Origin of the sequence: Sphaerisporangium perillae (assembly GCF_023276435.1) — a bacterium.
Classification (GTDB): Bacteria; Actinomycetota; Actinomycetes; order Streptosporangiales; family Streptosporangiaceae; genus Sphaerisporangium; species Sphaerisporangium perillae.
Genome location: NZ_JALLPO010000012.1, coordinates 162,148 through 178,008, shown reverse-complemented (window position 1 = coordinate 178,008; position 15,861 = coordinate 162,148). Strand labels below are relative to the sequence as shown.

The following is a 15,861-nucleotide window of genomic DNA, read 5'->3' as shown; positions in this document are numbered from 1 at the left end:
GCCCGGAAGCGGCAGAGCGGCTGGGAAGCGGCCGGTTCGCCGGGAAGCGGCCGGCTCGGGTAGGGAGTACCGGCCGTTCCGTCAACCGGAATGCCGCCCGTTCCCGGTACTCGGGAGCGGCTTCACCCAGCGGCCCCACTGCGGCTGGCGCACGTACCCCGCGGCGGTCCAGGCGTGGTGAGCGAGGGTGTTGTCGTGCAGGACCATGGCGTCGGCCCGCATGCCGCCGTACTCGCTGAAGCGCTTCTCGGCGGTGTCCAGCAGGACGCGTCCGATGCCCTTGCGGCGATGGGCGGGATCGACGGCGAGCCGGTACAGATGGCAGCGCCACCCGTCCCACCCGGCGATCACGGTGCCGACCATCCGCCCGTCCAGCTCGGCGATCAGCAGTGCCTCGGGGTCGCGTTCGATCAGCCGCCGCACGCTCTCGGCGCTGTCGTGCCGATCCGTACCCTCCGCCGCTGCCAGCCAGAAGGCCAGCACCGCCTCCACATCCTGGACCACCCCGGCCCGCACCGTGAGAGCCGTTTCCGTCGTGTCGGTCATGCACGGCAAGTTAGCAAAGAAGCCTCAACCGCCCAGAACGAGCGGCACCGTCCGAGCCCGGCCCGCCCGGCGAGCGGCCGGCCGTCTTCGAGCGGCTCGGCGGCACCGAGGCTCGCGAAGTGGCACGCCGCTACTGGGAGGGAGCTCCGGAGTTTCCCGGTTCGCGGGCACGCGCCATGATGGCCGAATGACGCAAGTGCTGAGATATGCCGCCTTTACCACCACTCCCTCTGGCGGCAACCCCGCCGGGGTGGTCTTGGACGCCCGGGAGTTGCCGGACGCGGAGATGCTCGCCATCGCTGCCGAACTCGGCTACTCCGAGACGGCCTTCCTGCTCCCCACGGGCGAGCGGGAGTACCGGATCCGGTATTTCAGCCCTCTGGCCGAGGTCGCCTTCTGCGGCCACGCGACGATCGCGACCTCGGTCGCGCTCGGCGAGCGGATCGGCACCGGAACCGTGAACCTCACGACCCAGGCAGGCCCGGTCCCGGTGGAGGTCGCCACAGACCAGGCCGGCGGGATCACCGCCACCCTGACCAGTCCGCCCACCTCCACCCGCCCAGCCTCCGAGGAGGAGGTACGGCTGGTGCTGGCCGCGCTGGGCTGGTCGGCGGACGACGTGGACCCCGACTACCCGGCGCACGTCGCCAACGCCGGCAACGACCATCTCGTCCTGGCCGCGGCCACCCGGGGCCGCCTGGCCGACCTCGACTACGACTTCGATGCCCTTGGCAAGATCATGGCCGAGCTGGGCTGGACCACCGTCCACCTCTTCTGGGCCGAATCCCCCACCGTCTTCCACGCCCGCGACCCGTTCCCTCCGGGCGGAGTGGTCGAGGATCCGGCCACCGGCGCCGCGGCGGCCGCCTTCACCGGCTACCTGCGCGCTCTCGGACGCCTCGCCGATGGCGCCGTTCTCACCATTCACCAGGGCGTCGACATGGGGCGGCCCAGTCTCCTGACGTGCACCACCATTCCCGGCGACGCCCGCGTCAAGGTCTCCGGCACCGCGGTGCCCATCCAGTAGCGACGGGTCGGGGCCGCTCCGCAGTGAGTTGGCCGAAGTCGTGGCCCCCTGCGAAGAAGCCCTCTCGCCGTCCTGGGGCGAGAGGGCAGGCTGCCGCGCGGAGGCGATCAGTGTGTCGGTCGGTGGTTCAGCCGCGTGCTGCCGCCTCGATCGCCTGCTTCATCTCCACGGCGCCGCGTTCGACGCGAATCCGGATCTCGGCGGCGAGCGCGTGCGGCAAGACGTCGGTGGTCCAGATCAGCCGGCCGGCCCGGTCACCCTCAGCGCGAACTTCGAACGAGGCATGGTGGTGCTCGGTCGGTGGCCGCGCGCCCTCAACGACGGAGTAGGCCAGCCGGCGGGCGTCGTCGTCGATCGCGACGATCAGCTCGCGGATCACGTGCCCGTCGGGAAAGGTCAGGAACCGCTGGTCGCCCTCGAGCCGGGTGCCGGTGACGCGGCCGGGCAGCAGGCGCTCGTGCACGGCGCCGACGTCGCGCAGCACGTCCCAGATGTGCTCGGGGGACGCGTCGATCATGATCTCGTGGCGGATGAAGGCCATGCGCCGGGGCTCCTCTCAAGGCGGGCAAGTCGTGATCAACCTAGCCGGATGGCGTCTGGACCTCGGTATCGAGGAGGGGCCGAGCTCCTGGGAAAGTACGGCCCGAGCCGGAGTGCGTTCAGTGCGGGTAGGCGAGGGCCTCTGCCGTTACATGAGCTGGGTGGGGAGGGCGCGGGTGTGGAGGACCGTCAGGGAGGTGACGGCGCGGGTGAGGACGACGTAGAGGCGGGCGAGGCCGCGCTCTTCGGCGTCGACGACGTCCGCCGGCTCCACGACGACGACGTGGTCGTACTCCAGGCCCTTGGCGAGCGAGGCGGGGATGACCGAGATGCGCTGCTCGGGGGAGGAGTCGGGGCCGAGCAGGTCGTGTGCGATCTCGGCGGCCGACAGGGCGTCCGCCGTCGCCGTGACGGAGCCGTCGGCGGCGATCACGCCGATGGAGCCCTCGTGCCCGGTGAGCTGACGCACGGTCGCGGCGAGGTCCGCGGGCAGGTCGGTGGTGCGGCGTACGGAGAGGGAGCCCGCGCCGGGGCGCAGTGACCGGGGGGCGGCGAGGGTGGGGGCGACCGAGGGCAGCAGGCGGGCGGCGAAGTCGAGCACCTCGCGGGGGACGCGGAAGCCGAGGGTCAGCTCGGTCACCGCACCTTCGCTGAAGCCGAGATGCAGTAGCACCTCTTCCCAGGAGCGGGCCGACCACGGGGTGGTGCCCTGTGCCAGGTCGCCGAGGACGGTGGCCGAGCCGGTGCGGCAGCGCCTGCCGAGCGCGCGGAGCTGCATGGCGGAGAGGTCCTGGGCCTCGTCCACGACCACGTGCCCGAGCGTGGGGGTGCGTTCGATGAGGTCGGCCAGCTCGTCCAGTAGCGCCGCGTCGGCGGCGGACCATTTGGCGGACTTCCACGACCGGGGCGGCTTGGCCCAAAGGAGGGTCTCGCGCTCCTCGGGGGTCAGGTCGCCCTTCGCGGCGGCGGCGAGGAACTCCGCGTCGGAGAGCAGCCGGAACAGCACCTGCTGCGGGGACACGCGCGGCCAGACCTGGTCGAGGAGCTGCTTGACGGGCTTGGAGCGGGCCACCGCGTCCTGCACCCGGTCGTCGGGGGATTCGCCGCGCTGTTCCATCCGTACGAGGATCGCGTGCGCGAGCCGCTGGGCGAGGGCCGCGCGACCGGGTCCGTACCGGGTGGTGCCGCGCAGGGAGGCGACAATCTCGCGGACCTCGTGGTCGGCGACGCGGAAGCGGTTGACGCCCCGGGTGATCAGCAGTCCCTCCTCGGGCTTGCTGATGTGCACCCAGAGCGCCCGCCGGAGGACCGGCGCCATCCGGGCGTCGCCCTTGAGCGCGGCGACGGAGGCGTCCTCGTGGGCGGCGTGGTCGCCGAGGATGCCGGCGACGGTGGTCTGGTCGACCTTCACCTCGCCGAGCGCGGGCAGGACGGAGGAGATGTAGGACAGGAAGGCGCGGTTGGGGCCGACGATCATCACGCCCGACCGCGCCAGCTTCTCGCGGTGCGTGAACAGCAGGTAGGCGGCGCGGTGCAGGCCGACGGCGGTCTTGCCGGTCCCGGGGGCGCCCTGGACGCAGACGGTCTGCCCGAGGTCCGCGCGCACGATCTCGTCCTGGTCCGGCTGGATCGTGGCGACGATGTCGCGCATCGGGCCCGTGCGGGGCCTTTCGATCTCCTCGGTGAGGATCCGGGACTCCTGGAGGGGCGCTCCCTGGTCGAGTGGCTCGTCTTCGTACGCGGTGAGTTCGCCGCCGTGGAACCCGAACCGCCTGCGGCGCCGCACGCTCATGGGGTCGGACGGTCGCGCCTGGTAGAACGCCCGGGACACCGGTGCACGCCAGTCGATCACCATGGGGCGGCTGTTGTCGTCGTGGACGTGGCGGCGCCCGACGTGGATGGTGAGAGGGAGGTCGTCGTCCCCGTCCCTGTCGAGGCGGCCGAAGAACAGCGGGGTGTCGGAGTGGTCGGCCAGCGCGGCGACCCGCTGGTCCAGCAGGCCCTGCAGCACCTGCTGGGAGACCCAGTCGCCGGCCGCGTCGGCCGACAGCGACTGGGCGTGCTCGCGCATCGCCCGCAGCGCCGCGCGCGAAGCGGCCAGGTGGACGCGTTCCGCCTGGAGGACTTCGGAGGGGGAACCCTCCGGCATGTCGGGGCCGTCGGATATGTCGGGGGCCAATTGATGTCCGGGCATGCGGAAGCACTCCTTGGGGGTCGGAGGTGGTCGTCTAAGGCAGCGAACCAACAAGCTTATATGCTCGCGCCGCGTCCGTTGAGTGCTCGTACGCCGCGTGTCCACGGATGGACGTACGATGCATTGCTTGTCCGGAGTTTGCCGACTCTTGACCTTTGGGTAAGCCCGTGAGGGTGACGACACGTGCCCCGGTGGCGGTCTCTCCTATCATTCCTGTTCTGGCCAATCTGCTGCTCGGCACCCTGTGGACCTTCTCGGTCTTCGCGGGGTGGGGGCTGCAGGCGTTCTGCGAGAACGGTGAACCGCTCGAGTCGTGCATGGACCGTCTGACCGTCGTGTCCACGCTGTCCGGCCTCTTCGCGATCGTCGCGGCGACTTGCACGGCGGGCGGTCTTCTACCACCCCTAATGCGTCGATATCCCGAAAAGTCACTGGTACTTGTGGGGATCGCAACGGCTTCCTGGCTAATCGCCCTGGGTGTGCTTTACGTCGGCGGGTTAGTCGGTCGGTGATTAGGTCAACACGTTGCGTTGATGTATACCAAAATCCTGAAAAAGCGGGACAAACCTTGTGATCTGGTTGAATCATGGGGGTATGTCGCAGTTGGCGCCGTGGGAGCCAACAAGCGAGGGGGTGATGCGGTTGAACAGGACCGACGGTATTTCGTGGACCTGAATGCCCGTCCCCTGGGTGAAACTTTTCCTGGGACGGGTTTGGGGGGCCGACGACGTGCCGCTCAGCGAGGCTATTCGCTGGCGAGCACGTCGTCCGCGTCGATGATCTGGTAGGCGTATCCCTGCTCGGCCAGGAACCGCTGCCGGTGCGCGGCGAAATCCTGATCGACGGTGTCCCTGCTGACCACCGAGTAGAACCTCGCGCCGCCGCCGCTCGCCTTCGGCCGCAGCACCCGGCCGAGCCGCTGCGCCTCCTCCTGGCGCGACCCGAACGTCCCGGACACCTGGATCGCCACCGAGGCCTCCGGCAGGTCGATCGAGAAGTTGGCGACCTTGGAGACGACGAGCACCTGGATCTCCTTGTCGCGGAAGGCCTGGAACAGCCGCTCCCGCTCCTTGATCCGCGTCTCGCCCTTGATGACCGGCGCGTCGAGATGCTCGGCCAGCTCGTCGAGCTGGTCGATGTACTGCCCGATCACCAGCACCTGCTCGCCCGCGTGCCGCCGGACCAGCGTCTCGGTGACCCGGTTCTTGGACGGCGTCGTCGCGCAGAAGCGGTAGCGCTCCTCGGCCTCGGACATCGCGTAGGCCAGCCGTTCCTGGTCGGTGAGGGTGACCCGGACCTCGACACAGTCGGCGGGCGCGATCCAGCCCTGGTTCTCCATCTCCTTCCACGGCGCGTCGTACCGCTTCGGCCCGATGAGGGAGAAGACGTCCCCCTCGCGGCCGTCCTCGCGGACCAGCGTCGCGGTCAGCCCCACCCGCCGCCTGGCCTGGAGGTCGGCGGTCATCCGGAAGATCGGCGCCGGCAGCAGGTGGACCTCGTCGTAGATGACCAGGCCCCAGTCGCGCGCGTCGAAGAGCTCCAGATGCCGGTACACGCCCTGCCGGCGGGTCGTCATCACCTGGTAGGTGGCGATGGTGACCGGCCGGATCTCCTTCTTGGTCCCGGTGTACTCACCGATCTCGCTCTCGGTGAGGGTCGTGCGCTTGAGCAGCTCCTGCTTCCACTGGTGGGCGGAGACGGTGTTGGTGACCAGGATCAGCGTCGTCGCCTGGGCGTGGGCCATCGCCGCCGCGCCCACGATCGTCTTGCCCGCGCCGCAGGGCAGCACCACGACGCCCGACCCGCCGTGCCAGAACGCGTCCGCCGCCTCCCGCTGGTAGGGGCGCAGGTGCCAGGTGTCCTCGGCGAGGGTGATCGGGTGGTGCTCGCCGTCGACGTACCCGGCGAGGTCCTCGGCCGGCCAGCCGATCTTCAGCAGAGCCTGCTTGATGTTGCCCCGCTCGCTCTGGTGCACCGCCACCGCGTCGTCGCCGATGCGCTCGCCCAGCATCGGCTGGATCTTCCTCGACCGCAGGACCTCCTCCAGCACGGCCTTGTCCGTGCTGGTCAGCGTCAGGCCGTGGTGCTCGTTCTTCTCCAGCCTGAGCCTGCCGTACCGGGACATCGTCTCGGCGATGTCCACGAGCAGCGCGTGCGGGACGGGGTAGCGGCTGAAGCTGATCAGCGCGTCGATGACCTGCTCGGCGTCGTGCCCGGCGGCCCTGGCGTTCCACAGCGCGAGCGGGGTGACGCGGTAGGTGTGGACATGCTCGGGAGCCCGCTCCAGCTCGGCGAAGGGCGCGATCGCCTTACGGCACTCGTCCGCCCTCTCGTGCTCGACCTCGAGCAGCAGCGTCTTGTCCGACTGGACGATCAGCGGGCCATCAGACACGTTTTCTCTTCTCCTGGGGTTCGCGTACGGTACGGCCACCGTGCAGGCGGTCCCGTCCGCTTATCCAACAAGAGAGCGACCCGGATCAGTCCCGCTTTCCCGCAGCTTGACGCTCCGGCGACGGTGCGGACGCCTCGTACGGCCATCCACGACGCCGTGGATCAGCCTCCGGCGACGCTGATGACGATGGCGGCGCCGATCCCGAGGACGACCAGCCCGAAGTTGATCCCGATGGCGATCCAGCACCATCTGAGCAGCGACCGCGCCTGCTGCGGCTCGGTGTCCACCTTGCCGAGCGCGATGCCGGACAGGATGACCCCCGCGATGCCGCCCAGTGAAATGTAGCAGGACAACGCGAGGAGGATGCTGATGACCAGGGCGACGATGGCGTGGCTGCGCGGCCCCTCGCTCACCGGCCTCGGCGGGTAGCCGTAGGGATTCTGCTGGTAGGGCCCGTACCCGTACTGCTGACCGTAGGGCTGCTGGCCGGGCGCGCCGTACTGCTGGTCGTACGGCTGCTGGCCCGGCGCGCCGTACTGTTGCTGGTCGTAGGGACCGCCTTGCGGAGGCGTCCCGTACTGCTGATCGTAGGGACCTTGCGCCGGGGCGCCGTACTGCTGCTCGTAGGGGCCCTGCGCCGGCGTGGCGTACGGGTCGTAGGGACCCTGCCCGGGCGGGAGCTGCTGATCATAGGGGCCCTGCGCAGGCGTGGCCTGCTGGTCGTAGGGCGGCCGCCCGCCGTACTGGTCGTATCCCCCCTGGCCGTAAGGTGACGCCGGACCGCCGTACGCGTCGTTCCCGCCCTGCGATCCGTAGGGACTCTGCCAGTCCTTCGGGCTGTGGCCGGAGGACTCGGGAGTGCCGCTGCTCACGATCGTCTCAATTCTCTGGTTTCCGGGCAGATCAACACTTACCACGATATGCACAGGCCCCGTGCTGCCTATCGGATAAACCGGTTTCCTAGCACCATCCGACGCCGGCGAGAACCGGTCATTGGGTGAGACCTCAGTTGACGTCCGCGACTCCGGTGATGCGGTGTAGCGCGAAACGGTGGATGGCGGCGCGCGTCTCGTCGTACGCGGTCAGGTAACCGCCCTCCATGCGGGCGGGCTCCAGGATGCGGCTCGTGGCGTGGCCCTGCGAGTCAAGGTAGCCGATCCACACGCGCGACCCCTGCCGGATGGCCTCCTGGAGCGCCACGACCGTGCCCGTCGACGGCGTGCGCGGCACCTGCCCGTCGGGCGCCGCGACCGGCTGCCTGCGCGCCTGGTGAGCCTCGTCGCCCGCCCTGATCGCGCGTACGGCCGCCGCCACCAGGTCGGCCTCGGGACCGGACGTCCCGGGAGCGGGGCGCGTCGCCGACGGCCGCTCCGTGCGCTTGGCGTCGGCGCGGGTCACCAGCACATCGCCCTCCGACGACTCGGCGACGGGGGAGTAGCCGATGGCGCGCAGCGAGTCGACCACCACCGCGCGAGAGCTCCGGGAGGCGACCACGGTGGGCGCCAGCCGGCGCAGCCGCAGCGGCACCGCGCGCTTGTCCGCCATCATCTCGTCGAGCACGGACGGGTCGTCGCACCGAACGTACGAGCCGGCGGTGCCCACGCGGATGCGGCCGTGCCGGCGCGCCACGTCCGTCACCAGGTAGCGCAGCGGCTGGGGCACCGAGGTCGTCGAATGCTTCTCCAGCATGGCGATCAGGTCGTCCGCGCTGGACCCGGCGTCCAGCGCGCGCCGGACCGAGCCCTCGCCGAACCGGTAGACGGTCGCGCCGCCCTTGGACTCGACGTCCGCCGCGAGCGCCAGCCAGCGTCCCAGCTCGCTGGTCAGCGGGCCGGGGGCGACGGCGGTCAGATCGGCCTGGAGCACCACATGGTCGACCGGCTCGGGCAGCAGCGGTACCAGCAGCTCGGTCGGCGTCCTCGGCGCGGTGGCCCGTCTCCTGGCGGTGGGCGAGGGGCCGGCCGGATCTGGCACGGACGACGGCGTGGCGGCGGGCAGCAGCGCGCGGCCGAAGACCGACAGGGCGCCGAGCCCGGTGAACCCGAGCTGCTCGGCCTCGCGCAACGTGAAGTCGACCAGCCGGTCGCGGTAGGCGCCCTTGCGCCGCGGCTGCTCGAACGCCAGCCGTTCGCGCACCGACGGGGCGGTGGGAGCGAGCCCAGGGGCCGCAGAGGCGAGCACGTGCAGCGTCCGCAGCCGTACCTCCGCCGCGGCCGGTCGGCGCAGCTCGGGATGCAGGACGTTCAGCAGGCGGTCGCGGTCGTCCCGCTCCCCGACGAGACCCGGGACGCGATCGCTGGCCAGCCAGGCCGTCGCCAGCGCCTCCCAGCGGTCCTCGGTCGCCCGCACCCGCCAGCCGTCGTAGCCCGTGGTGGGCAGCCACTCGCCGTCGACCGGCGCGCTCGACGCTACCAGCCCCGCGGCGTGGGCGACCTCCACCACCAGGGCGGCGGTCCATTCGGGCACGTCCAGGAGTTGCGCCGTCCTCTTCAGGTCGCGTACGGCGACGCCGCCCGTGCGAAGGATGCCCGGCGGATCGACGCTCCAGTACTCGCACAGCTCCTCCACCGTGCGGACGAACGAGAACGCCTGCCCGGCGGCGGTGCGGTCGGCCATCGTCTGGTCACGGTCGGCGCCCTCGAGCGGGGGCGCCTCCGGGTGCAGGTCGCGATGGACCTGGCCGCCGCGCAGGACGAGGGCCACCTCGCGGGGAAGCACCACGCTCTCCTCACCCGTCGCGGCGAGCAGACCGCGGGCCAGAAGCTGCTCGATGGGCGACTGCGCGGTCGCCACGCTCACCTCGCGCCAGGCGTTGGGCAGCCTGCCGGCCGGCGGACCCCAGGCGAGCTCCTCCAGGGCGGCACGGGCCTGCGGGCCGACGTCCCGCAGGAGGCGCTCGACGATGCCACCCTCGGCGAGCAGGGCGGCGAGCCGCTCAGGGACGGCCTCCTCGCGGCCGGTGTCACCGCGGTGGATGGCCTGGATCAGCTCTCGCAGCCGCTCCGGCGGATGGTGGCGGAACACCTCGGCGGCGGGCGGCCCCAGCCCGGCCGGGGACTCGGAGACGTCGCGGACGCCGGGCGCGAGCCGCAGAGCGCTGTCGGGGCCGTAGACCAGGGCCAGCACCAGCAGCCGGTCGACCGCCTCCCGCAGCGGCGCGTCCAGGCGCGTTGCCCCGCCGGACGCCACCGACCTGGCGACGGCCTTGCGGAGATCGCCGTAGGACAGGCCGGGCCCGTCTTCGGCGGTCATGACCAGAAGCGTCTCGACCACGGCGAGGGCGAAGCGGTTCAGCCGGTCGAGCGTCCTGCCGGTCGCCGAAGGGCTGGTCGCCCGGATCACGAGCCCCTCGACGTGCGCGGGGACGGGGGTGATCAGCTCGGGGCGGGCGGTCACCAGGGCACACAGCCGGTCATCTTTCAGGCCGCGCAGCCAATCAGTGAACTCGGCGTTCATCGAATCTCCTGGTGCGTTTTCCCCCTGGGCTCCAGCCCTGGGGGAAAACGCGGCACGGTGCCGCACGGGTTGGTGTAGGTTCGGGGTCGCCCAGCGGCGAGAACCAAGCCGCTGGGCCTACCGCCGGGCCGGCGGGATGTGAAGCCTGTGGAGGCTGCGTAAGACCCTGGCTTGGGCTTGTCCCGGGGGCTGTCGCCGGTGAAGCGGGAAGGTCCGGCCTGCGAGGGTTGGAATCCCCCGGCTTCAGCCGTAGGGAGGATGTCAACACGCTGCACCGAACCCCCTGTCCACCGGCATTCGCCGCACGCCCCACGCGGTAGGACCGTCCCCTCCATCGTAGGAGCCCACAGGCCGTCGTACGCCAGTCACCTGATCATCGACATTCCCCGGCTTCACTGGGGGCCTCTCGCTCGGTATGGCGTTGGGGCGGCGGGGATAGTCATTTCTGCGAAAGGGTGCGCCGGCCGGTGGGCTGGGGCAGTATGGCGAGAGTGATCGAGCGCGCCGACCAGCTCGTCTTGGAGTACGTCAGCAAGGTGGCGGACGCCGCCCACGGCGTTCTCCGCACCGACCAGCGCCTCGACTTCGTGCAGCGGTTGCGCGCCCGCATCGAGGAGGAGCGGCGGGGCAGCGACGACCTCGCCACCGTCCGCAAGGTGCTCGCCAGGTTCGGTGATCCCGCGGTGCTGCTCCAGCGGGAGGTCCAGCGGCTGGCCGCGGGCGAGCAGGAGGCCGCGCGACGCGCTCCGGCCGCGCCGGGAGCGGGCAGGGTGCGCGGTGCCGGGCGTCAGCCGGCGTCCCGGCCGTCTTCCTCGGCGATCACCTCCACGCCGTCGCCGTCTCCGGGCCGTGCGACTTCCGGTTCCCCCGCCGTTCCTGGCCTCGGGTCCGATCGAGGCGCGAGGGCCGTCCCGGGTACGGCGGTCCCGGACGAGGCGTCCACGTCGGTCCTGCCGGCGGTGCCCGCTTCCGGCTCGCCGGTGGGGGACGACTTCGGCGACTCCGCGACGGAGGTGCTGCCCGCCGTGGTGGACGACGGGCCGCCACGGAGTCCCGCTCCGCCGTCCAGGCCGTCCAGGCCGTCCAGACCTGTGCGCCCGCTGCCTCGCGGTGCGGCTCCCGTCACGCGCAGGGTCTCGCCGGCGCCCGCTCCGGACGATGTCTCCTCACCGCTGCTGTCCCGCCTCGGCCGGGCCGCGATGGCGGGGGCGAACCCGCGGGCCGCCGACGGGCGCGACGCCAGGACGATCCTGGCCAACGACCGGCGTGAGGTGGCGGGCATGGCGCTGCTGTTGCTCGCCGGGCTGCTCGTGCCGCTTCCTCTGCCGTACGTCGCGATCTTCCCGATCCCGGTGCTGGTGTGGGCGCTGGGCGCGCTCACGGTCCTGGCGTGTGACGGCTGGGTCTTCAAGGACCGCCTGACCGGCCTGTCGGCGCCGATCGTCGCCTATGTGGCCGGCGGGGCCGTGCTCGCCGCCATCAGGGCACCTGAGGCTCCCGGCGACGGGCTCGCGGCGTTCGTCAGCTCGTTCTGGCACGTCAGTGGGCTGATGTTCATGCTGGGCGCGGGTGGCGGGGTGGCCTGGCTGGCCTATCGCCTGTTCAACCCGCCACCTCCGCCACCCCGGCGGCAGCCGCTGGGGATCGTTCGCTGAGCAGGCCGAGCGACAGGCGCACCCAGGAGGACACGAACCGGTCGCGCTCCGCCCGGCCGGGAGGCTCGCCGACGGTCTCCTGGAACAGCCGGTAGTGCACCACCGCCCCGCCGAGCACGGCTCCGATCGCGGGCCAGTCGAGGTCGGCGTCGGCGTACTCCGGCTGGGCGCGGAACCAGGTCGTGATCGCGTCGAACATGGGCTGGAGCAGCCCGTCGCGGACGACGGCGACCAGCTCGGGGAACTGGCTGAGGTCGCGGAAGAAGACCCGGGTCAGCTCGCTCTCCTCGCGGACCTTCGCGAGCCCGGCCCGGCACAGGTGGGCGAGCCGTTCCTCGATCGGGACCGACATGCCGAGGGCGTGCACTTCGATCAGCGCTTCGGTGATCTGCGAGCGCGTGCGGGCGGCGTGCTCGTTCATCGCGGCGGCGAGCACCTCGTACTTCGATTTGAAGTGCCGGTACAAGCCGCCGGCTCCGGGGGAGAGCCCTGAGGCGGCCTCGATCTCGGCGACCGAGGTGGCGGAATACCCTCGCTCGGCGAACAGCCTCAATGCCTCGTCGATGATCCGTTCGCGCGTCGATCTCGTCATGGAACCTAGCTACCTCCGCCTCGACCTTATGTGGTCGAGGTATGTCAAGCCGTACCGAACCTATATCGGCCGGTGATCCGCCGGGTCCGGAGCCGCTCCGCTCGGGCTCCGAGCGCTCCGTGGGGGTGAGCCGGGCCGCACCCGGACAGGAAGTGCCGGTGATAAGTAAGCCCTTTCTTCATGCCAAGGTTCCCACAACGGGTCGGGGTACGCGCGGCCCTCCGCATTTGGCATCCTTCTATGGTGTATTCAGTAGGGTTCGATCTTGATCTGACGCTTGCGGACACCCGTGCCGGGATCGCGGCGGTGTACGACGAGGTGGCACACCGTCTCGGCGTGCCCATCGACAGCGCCGCCGTCATCGACCGGCTCGGCCCGCCGCTGGAGCAGGAGCTCGCCCACTGGCTCCCGCCCGAGGAGATCCCGGCCGCCGCCGACCTCTACCGCTCCCTGTATCCCGGCCTGGCCGTGGCGATGACCACGCTCATGGCCGGTGCGGCCGAGGCGGTGGCCGAGGTGCGCCGGCACGGCGGGCGCGTCATCGTCGTCACGGGGAAGAACGTCCACGATGCCCGCCGGACCGTCGAAGCTCTGGACCTGGATGTCGACGAGGTGGCCGGCTCGGTGTTCGGGGCGGCCAAGGGAATCGCCATCTCCGCCTTCGGCGCGGCGGTGTACGTCGGAGATCACGTGGCCGATATCGAGGCCGCCAGAGCAGGGCGCGCGCTGAGCGTCACCGTGGCGACGGGCCCGTACACCGCGGAAGCCCTGCGCGATCACGGAGCCGATGTGGTATTGCCGGATCTCACAGGGTTTGCGGGGTGGTACGAGGCCTGGCGAATCTCGGAAATCGGGACCGTTTCGACGGTCATGTGATGCCCCCGGTGGGCATAACCTACATCCATTACCATTCATGACAGTCTGAACGAGGTCACCCCTGTGCCTACTGGCAAGGTCAAGTGGTACGACGCTGATAAGGGCTTCGGTTTCCTCACCCGCGACGACGGCGGTGAGGTCTTCGTGCATTCCTCAGCGCTTCCCAAAGGCACGGAAGTGCTCAAGCCGGGTCAGAAGGTCGAGTTCGGCGTGGCCGAGGGGCGCCGTGGCCAGCAGGCGCTTTCGGTCCGCGTGCTGGAGCAGCCGCCGACGCTCGCCAAGACCGTGAAGCCAAAGGGTAAGCGCAAGACGCCGGACGAACTCGTCGTCATCGTCGAGGATCTGATCAAGCTGCTCGACGACGTCTCGAACTCCTACCAGCGCGGCAAACACCCCGACGCCGCACACGCCAAGAAGATCGCGACCGTGCTACGAGCCGTCGCGGACGACATCGACGCCTGAGCACTCCGGCCCGTCGCCCTCCACCACACCGGCCGCCCCGTCCCCAAGATCCAGGACGGGGCGTCCGGTCACGCCTGCCGGAGGGGCGTACGCGCGCGTCCTGCCCGCCGGACGGGGCGTGGCGCCGGCGAAGTCGTACGGGCCGCGCCCACCAGGGCTCACCCGTGCGGGTTGGTCAGGGGCTTGGTCGCGCCGGGCTTCGGCGCGGGGGCCTGCGACTCCCGTCCTGAGGGCTCCCGTCCCGTGGATTCCCGCCCGGACGGCTCTCGTCCTGCCGGGGACCCCGGGGCATTCGGCTCGCGAGTGGAGGAGCCGGGGACGTTCGAATCGCGGGCGGAGGGCTCCGGGACCTCCGACTCGCGGGGCGCGGCCGAGGCGGGCGCGGGCGTCCTCGGGACGCGCGCGGCGCGGATGCGGTCCGTCCGGGCGCGCAACCGGCGGCGGCGCGCGACGACCAGCCAGGCCAGCGCCGCGACCAGCGCCGCCGCGACCGCCGTCAGGCCGATGGGGCCCGCCGAGCGGCCCGACAGCAGGGACAGCAGCAGGCCGGCGAGGCCGCCGCCCACCCAGGCGATCTGCAGCAACGCCTCCACGACGCCGAAGGTCGAGGACCGTACCTCCTCGCCGATCTCCCGCTGGACGGTCGCGTCCAGAGCCAGCTTGCCGATCTCCTGGGCGAAGCCCGCGACCGCGGCCACCGCGACGGCCGTCCACAGCGAGAAGAAGAACGCGCCGGCCGCCGTGGTGACGGTGCCGAGCGCCAGCGCGAGCAGCACGATGAGCGCGGGGGAGCGGCCGCGCACCCAGGACGCGACACCGGCGCCGGCCAGGCCGCCGACTCCCGCGCCGCCCGCGAGGATCGCGATCATGACCTGCTCGGGGAGGCCGCTACCTCGTAGATTCCCGTCTTGTACGAGGAAGAGCAGGAAGAACAGCAGAAATCCGGATAGCACGCGGATCGCGGCGTTCGCTCGCACCGCCTCGCCCACGACGGGGCCGACGTTCAGCAGCGTGCGCCAGCGCCTCCTCGACCGGCCCCTCCGGGCCCCCTCCGCCGGGCTTTCCGCCTCGCTCTCCGGACCGCTCTCCGGCCCGTTCCTTCGCTCGTCCCCGCCGGGCTCCCGATCGAGGTCCGGGTCGAGGCCGCCGTACAGGTCCAGATCGAAGCCCCTGCCGCGGTCCCCCTCAAGGTGCCCGCCGGCGTCCCCGTCCGGCCGCCCGGCGGGGTCCCCGGCCAGGTGCCGGTCGGGCTCGGCGTCGAGGTCCAGGTCGGGCGCGTCGACGTGCGGCGGCAGCCGTACGGCGACCACGCCGGCCGCCAGGAAGATCACCATGGTGCCGCGCAGCAGCCAGTCGGCGCCGGGCCACGCGGCCAGGCCGACCGCGACCGGAGCCGCCAGCGCGGCGCTGACCAGCGAGAACAGCGCCACCCGAGCGTTCGCGGTGACCAGGGTGATGTCGGCGGGCAGCACGCTCGGCATGGTCGCGGCCCGCGAGACGTTGTAGGCCTTCGACAGCACGAGGACGGCCAGCGCCGCCGGGAACAAGGTGAGGCCGTCGCCCGGGCCGATCGCGGCGGCCATGGCCCAGCAGAGCAACCCGCGCGCGAACAGCGTGCCCGCCATGACGTACCGGCGGCCCGACCGGAAGCGATCGAGCACCGGCCCGACGAAGGGTGCCACGACCGTGAAGGGCACCATCGTGATCAGCAGGTAGATCGCGACCTGGCCTCGTGCCTGGTCGACGGGCAGGCCGAACAGCAGGGTGCCGGCCAGGCCGACGGTGATGAGCGCGTCCCCGGCGCTGTGGGCGGCCGTCAGCTCGATCAGGCGTCCGAGCCCCGTGCGGCCTGCGCCCTGGGCGTAGGTCAGCCTGCGCGTGGCCCGGCGGACCCCGCGCCCCGCCCGCGCCGTCCCCTCGGCGGCGGTGCGGCCGGCGTGCGCCGTACCCCTCACCGCCGCGCGCCCGGCACGGACGGTGCCCCGGCCGGCTCCGGCGGCGGCCTGCCCGGCGCGCGACAGCGACGACCGGACGCGGTTCCAGGAGGCCGGCATCACACGCGCGTGAACGGAATACCGGAACAGATGCCGGTGGCCAGGCCTTCCACGCCGCCTCCTCTCC

At 71.6% G+C, this 15,861-nt stretch carries 13 protein-coding genes; 5 read left to right on the top strand and 8 right to left on the bottom strand.

The features are described 5' to 3' along the window. Window positions 1-81 precede the first annotated feature (81 nt). Entirely contained in the window at window positions 82-546 is a 465-nt protein-coding gene (locus MYF83_RS14260; protein WP_248960778.1) for a GNAT family N-acetyltransferase, read from the bottom strand. A 187-nt stretch (window positions 547-733) separates the two neighbouring features. Between MYF83_RS14260 and MYF83_RS14255 the strand changes: the two genes are divergently transcribed. Beyond that, window positions 734-1,573: a PhzF family phenazine biosynthesis protein gene (locus tag MYF83_RS14255; RefSeq protein WP_248960777.1), complete on the top strand. Its 840-nt coding sequence runs from the start codon at window positions 734-736 to the stop codon at window positions 1,571-1,573. Window positions 1,574-1,700: 127 nt separating this feature from the next. On the opposite strand, the gene MYF83_RS14250 is transcribed toward MYF83_RS14255, so the two are convergent. Further along, window positions 1,701-2,114 (bottom strand): SRPBCC family protein, encoded by a 414-nt coding sequence (locus tag MYF83_RS14250; RefSeq protein WP_248960776.1) that lies wholly within the window; start codon window positions 2,112-2,114, stop codon window positions 1,701-1,703. Between the two features lie 147 nt (window positions 2,115-2,261). Next, window positions 2,262-4,307: a HelD family protein gene (locus MYF83_RS14245; protein WP_248960775.1), complete on the bottom strand. Its 2,046-nt coding sequence runs from the start codon at window positions 4,305-4,307 to the stop codon at window positions 2,262-2,264. 191 nt (window positions 4,308-4,498) lie between these two features. On the opposite strand from MYF83_RS14245, the gene MYF83_RS14240 reads away from it, so the two are divergent. Next, on the top strand, window positions 4,499-4,819 hold the full coding sequence (locus MYF83_RS14240; RefSeq protein ID WP_248960774.1) for a hypothetical protein: 321 nt from the start codon (window positions 4,499-4,501) through the stop codon (window positions 4,817-4,819). 233 nt (window positions 4,820-5,052) lie between these two features. On the opposite strand, the gene MYF83_RS14235 is transcribed toward MYF83_RS14240, so the two are convergent. The 3 genes from MYF83_RS14235 to MYF83_RS14225 form a co-directional block, all read right to left on the bottom strand. Then, window positions 5,053-6,699, bottom strand: coding sequence for a DNA repair helicase XPB (locus MYF83_RS14235; RefSeq protein WP_248960773.1), 1,647 nt, complete (start codon window positions 6,697-6,699; stop codon window positions 5,053-5,055). A 161-nt stretch (window positions 6,700-6,860) separates the two neighbouring features. Beyond that, window positions 6,861-7,571, bottom strand: a complete 711-nt coding sequence (locus MYF83_RS14230; RefSeq protein WP_248960772.1) for a DUF4190 domain-containing protein — start codon at window positions 7,569-7,571, stop codon at window positions 6,861-6,863. A 133-nt stretch (window positions 7,572-7,704) separates the two neighbouring features. After that, the gene (locus tag MYF83_RS14225; RefSeq protein ID WP_248960771.1) at window positions 7,705-10,155 is read right to left on the bottom strand and encodes a helicase-associated domain-containing protein; all 2,451 of its coding nucleotides are present in this window, start codon (window positions 10,153-10,155) and stop codon (window positions 7,705-7,707) included. Window positions 10,156-10,637: 482 nt separating this feature from the next. On the opposite strand from MYF83_RS14225, the gene MYF83_RS14220 reads away from it, so the two are divergent. Then, window positions 10,638-11,810 (top strand): hypothetical protein, encoded by a 1,173-nt coding sequence (locus tag MYF83_RS14220; RefSeq protein ID WP_248960770.1) that lies wholly within the window; start codon window positions 10,638-10,640, stop codon window positions 11,808-11,810. Here MYF83_RS14220 and MYF83_RS14215 read toward each other — a convergent pair. Beyond that, a complete protein-coding gene (locus tag MYF83_RS14215; RefSeq protein ID WP_248960769.1) occupies window positions 11,758-12,402 on the bottom strand; it encodes a TetR/AcrR family transcriptional regulator in 645 nt (214 codons plus the stop codon). The two genes, MYF83_RS14220 and MYF83_RS14215, sit on opposite strands and share 53 nt — an antisense overlap. A 240-nt stretch (window positions 12,403-12,642) precedes the next feature. Between MYF83_RS14215 and MYF83_RS14210 the strand changes: the two genes are divergently transcribed. Then, window positions 12,643-13,278 (top strand): HAD family hydrolase, encoded by a 636-nt coding sequence (locus MYF83_RS14210; protein WP_248960768.1) that lies wholly within the window; start codon window positions 12,643-12,645, stop codon window positions 13,276-13,278. Between the two features lie 63 nt (window positions 13,279-13,341). Beyond that, complete coding sequence (locus tag MYF83_RS14205) at window positions 13,342-13,740, top strand: cold-shock protein (protein ID WP_248960767.1); 399 nt, start codon at window positions 13,342-13,344, stop codon at window positions 13,738-13,740. Between the two features lie 158 nt (window positions 13,741-13,898). Here the strand turns inward: MYF83_RS14205 and MYF83_RS14200 are convergent, their stop codons facing one another. Then, complete coding sequence (locus MYF83_RS14200) at window positions 13,899-15,794, bottom strand: MFS transporter (protein WP_248960766.1); 1,896 nt, start codon at window positions 15,792-15,794, stop codon at window positions 13,899-13,901. Window positions 15,795-15,861: the final 67 nt, after the last annotated feature.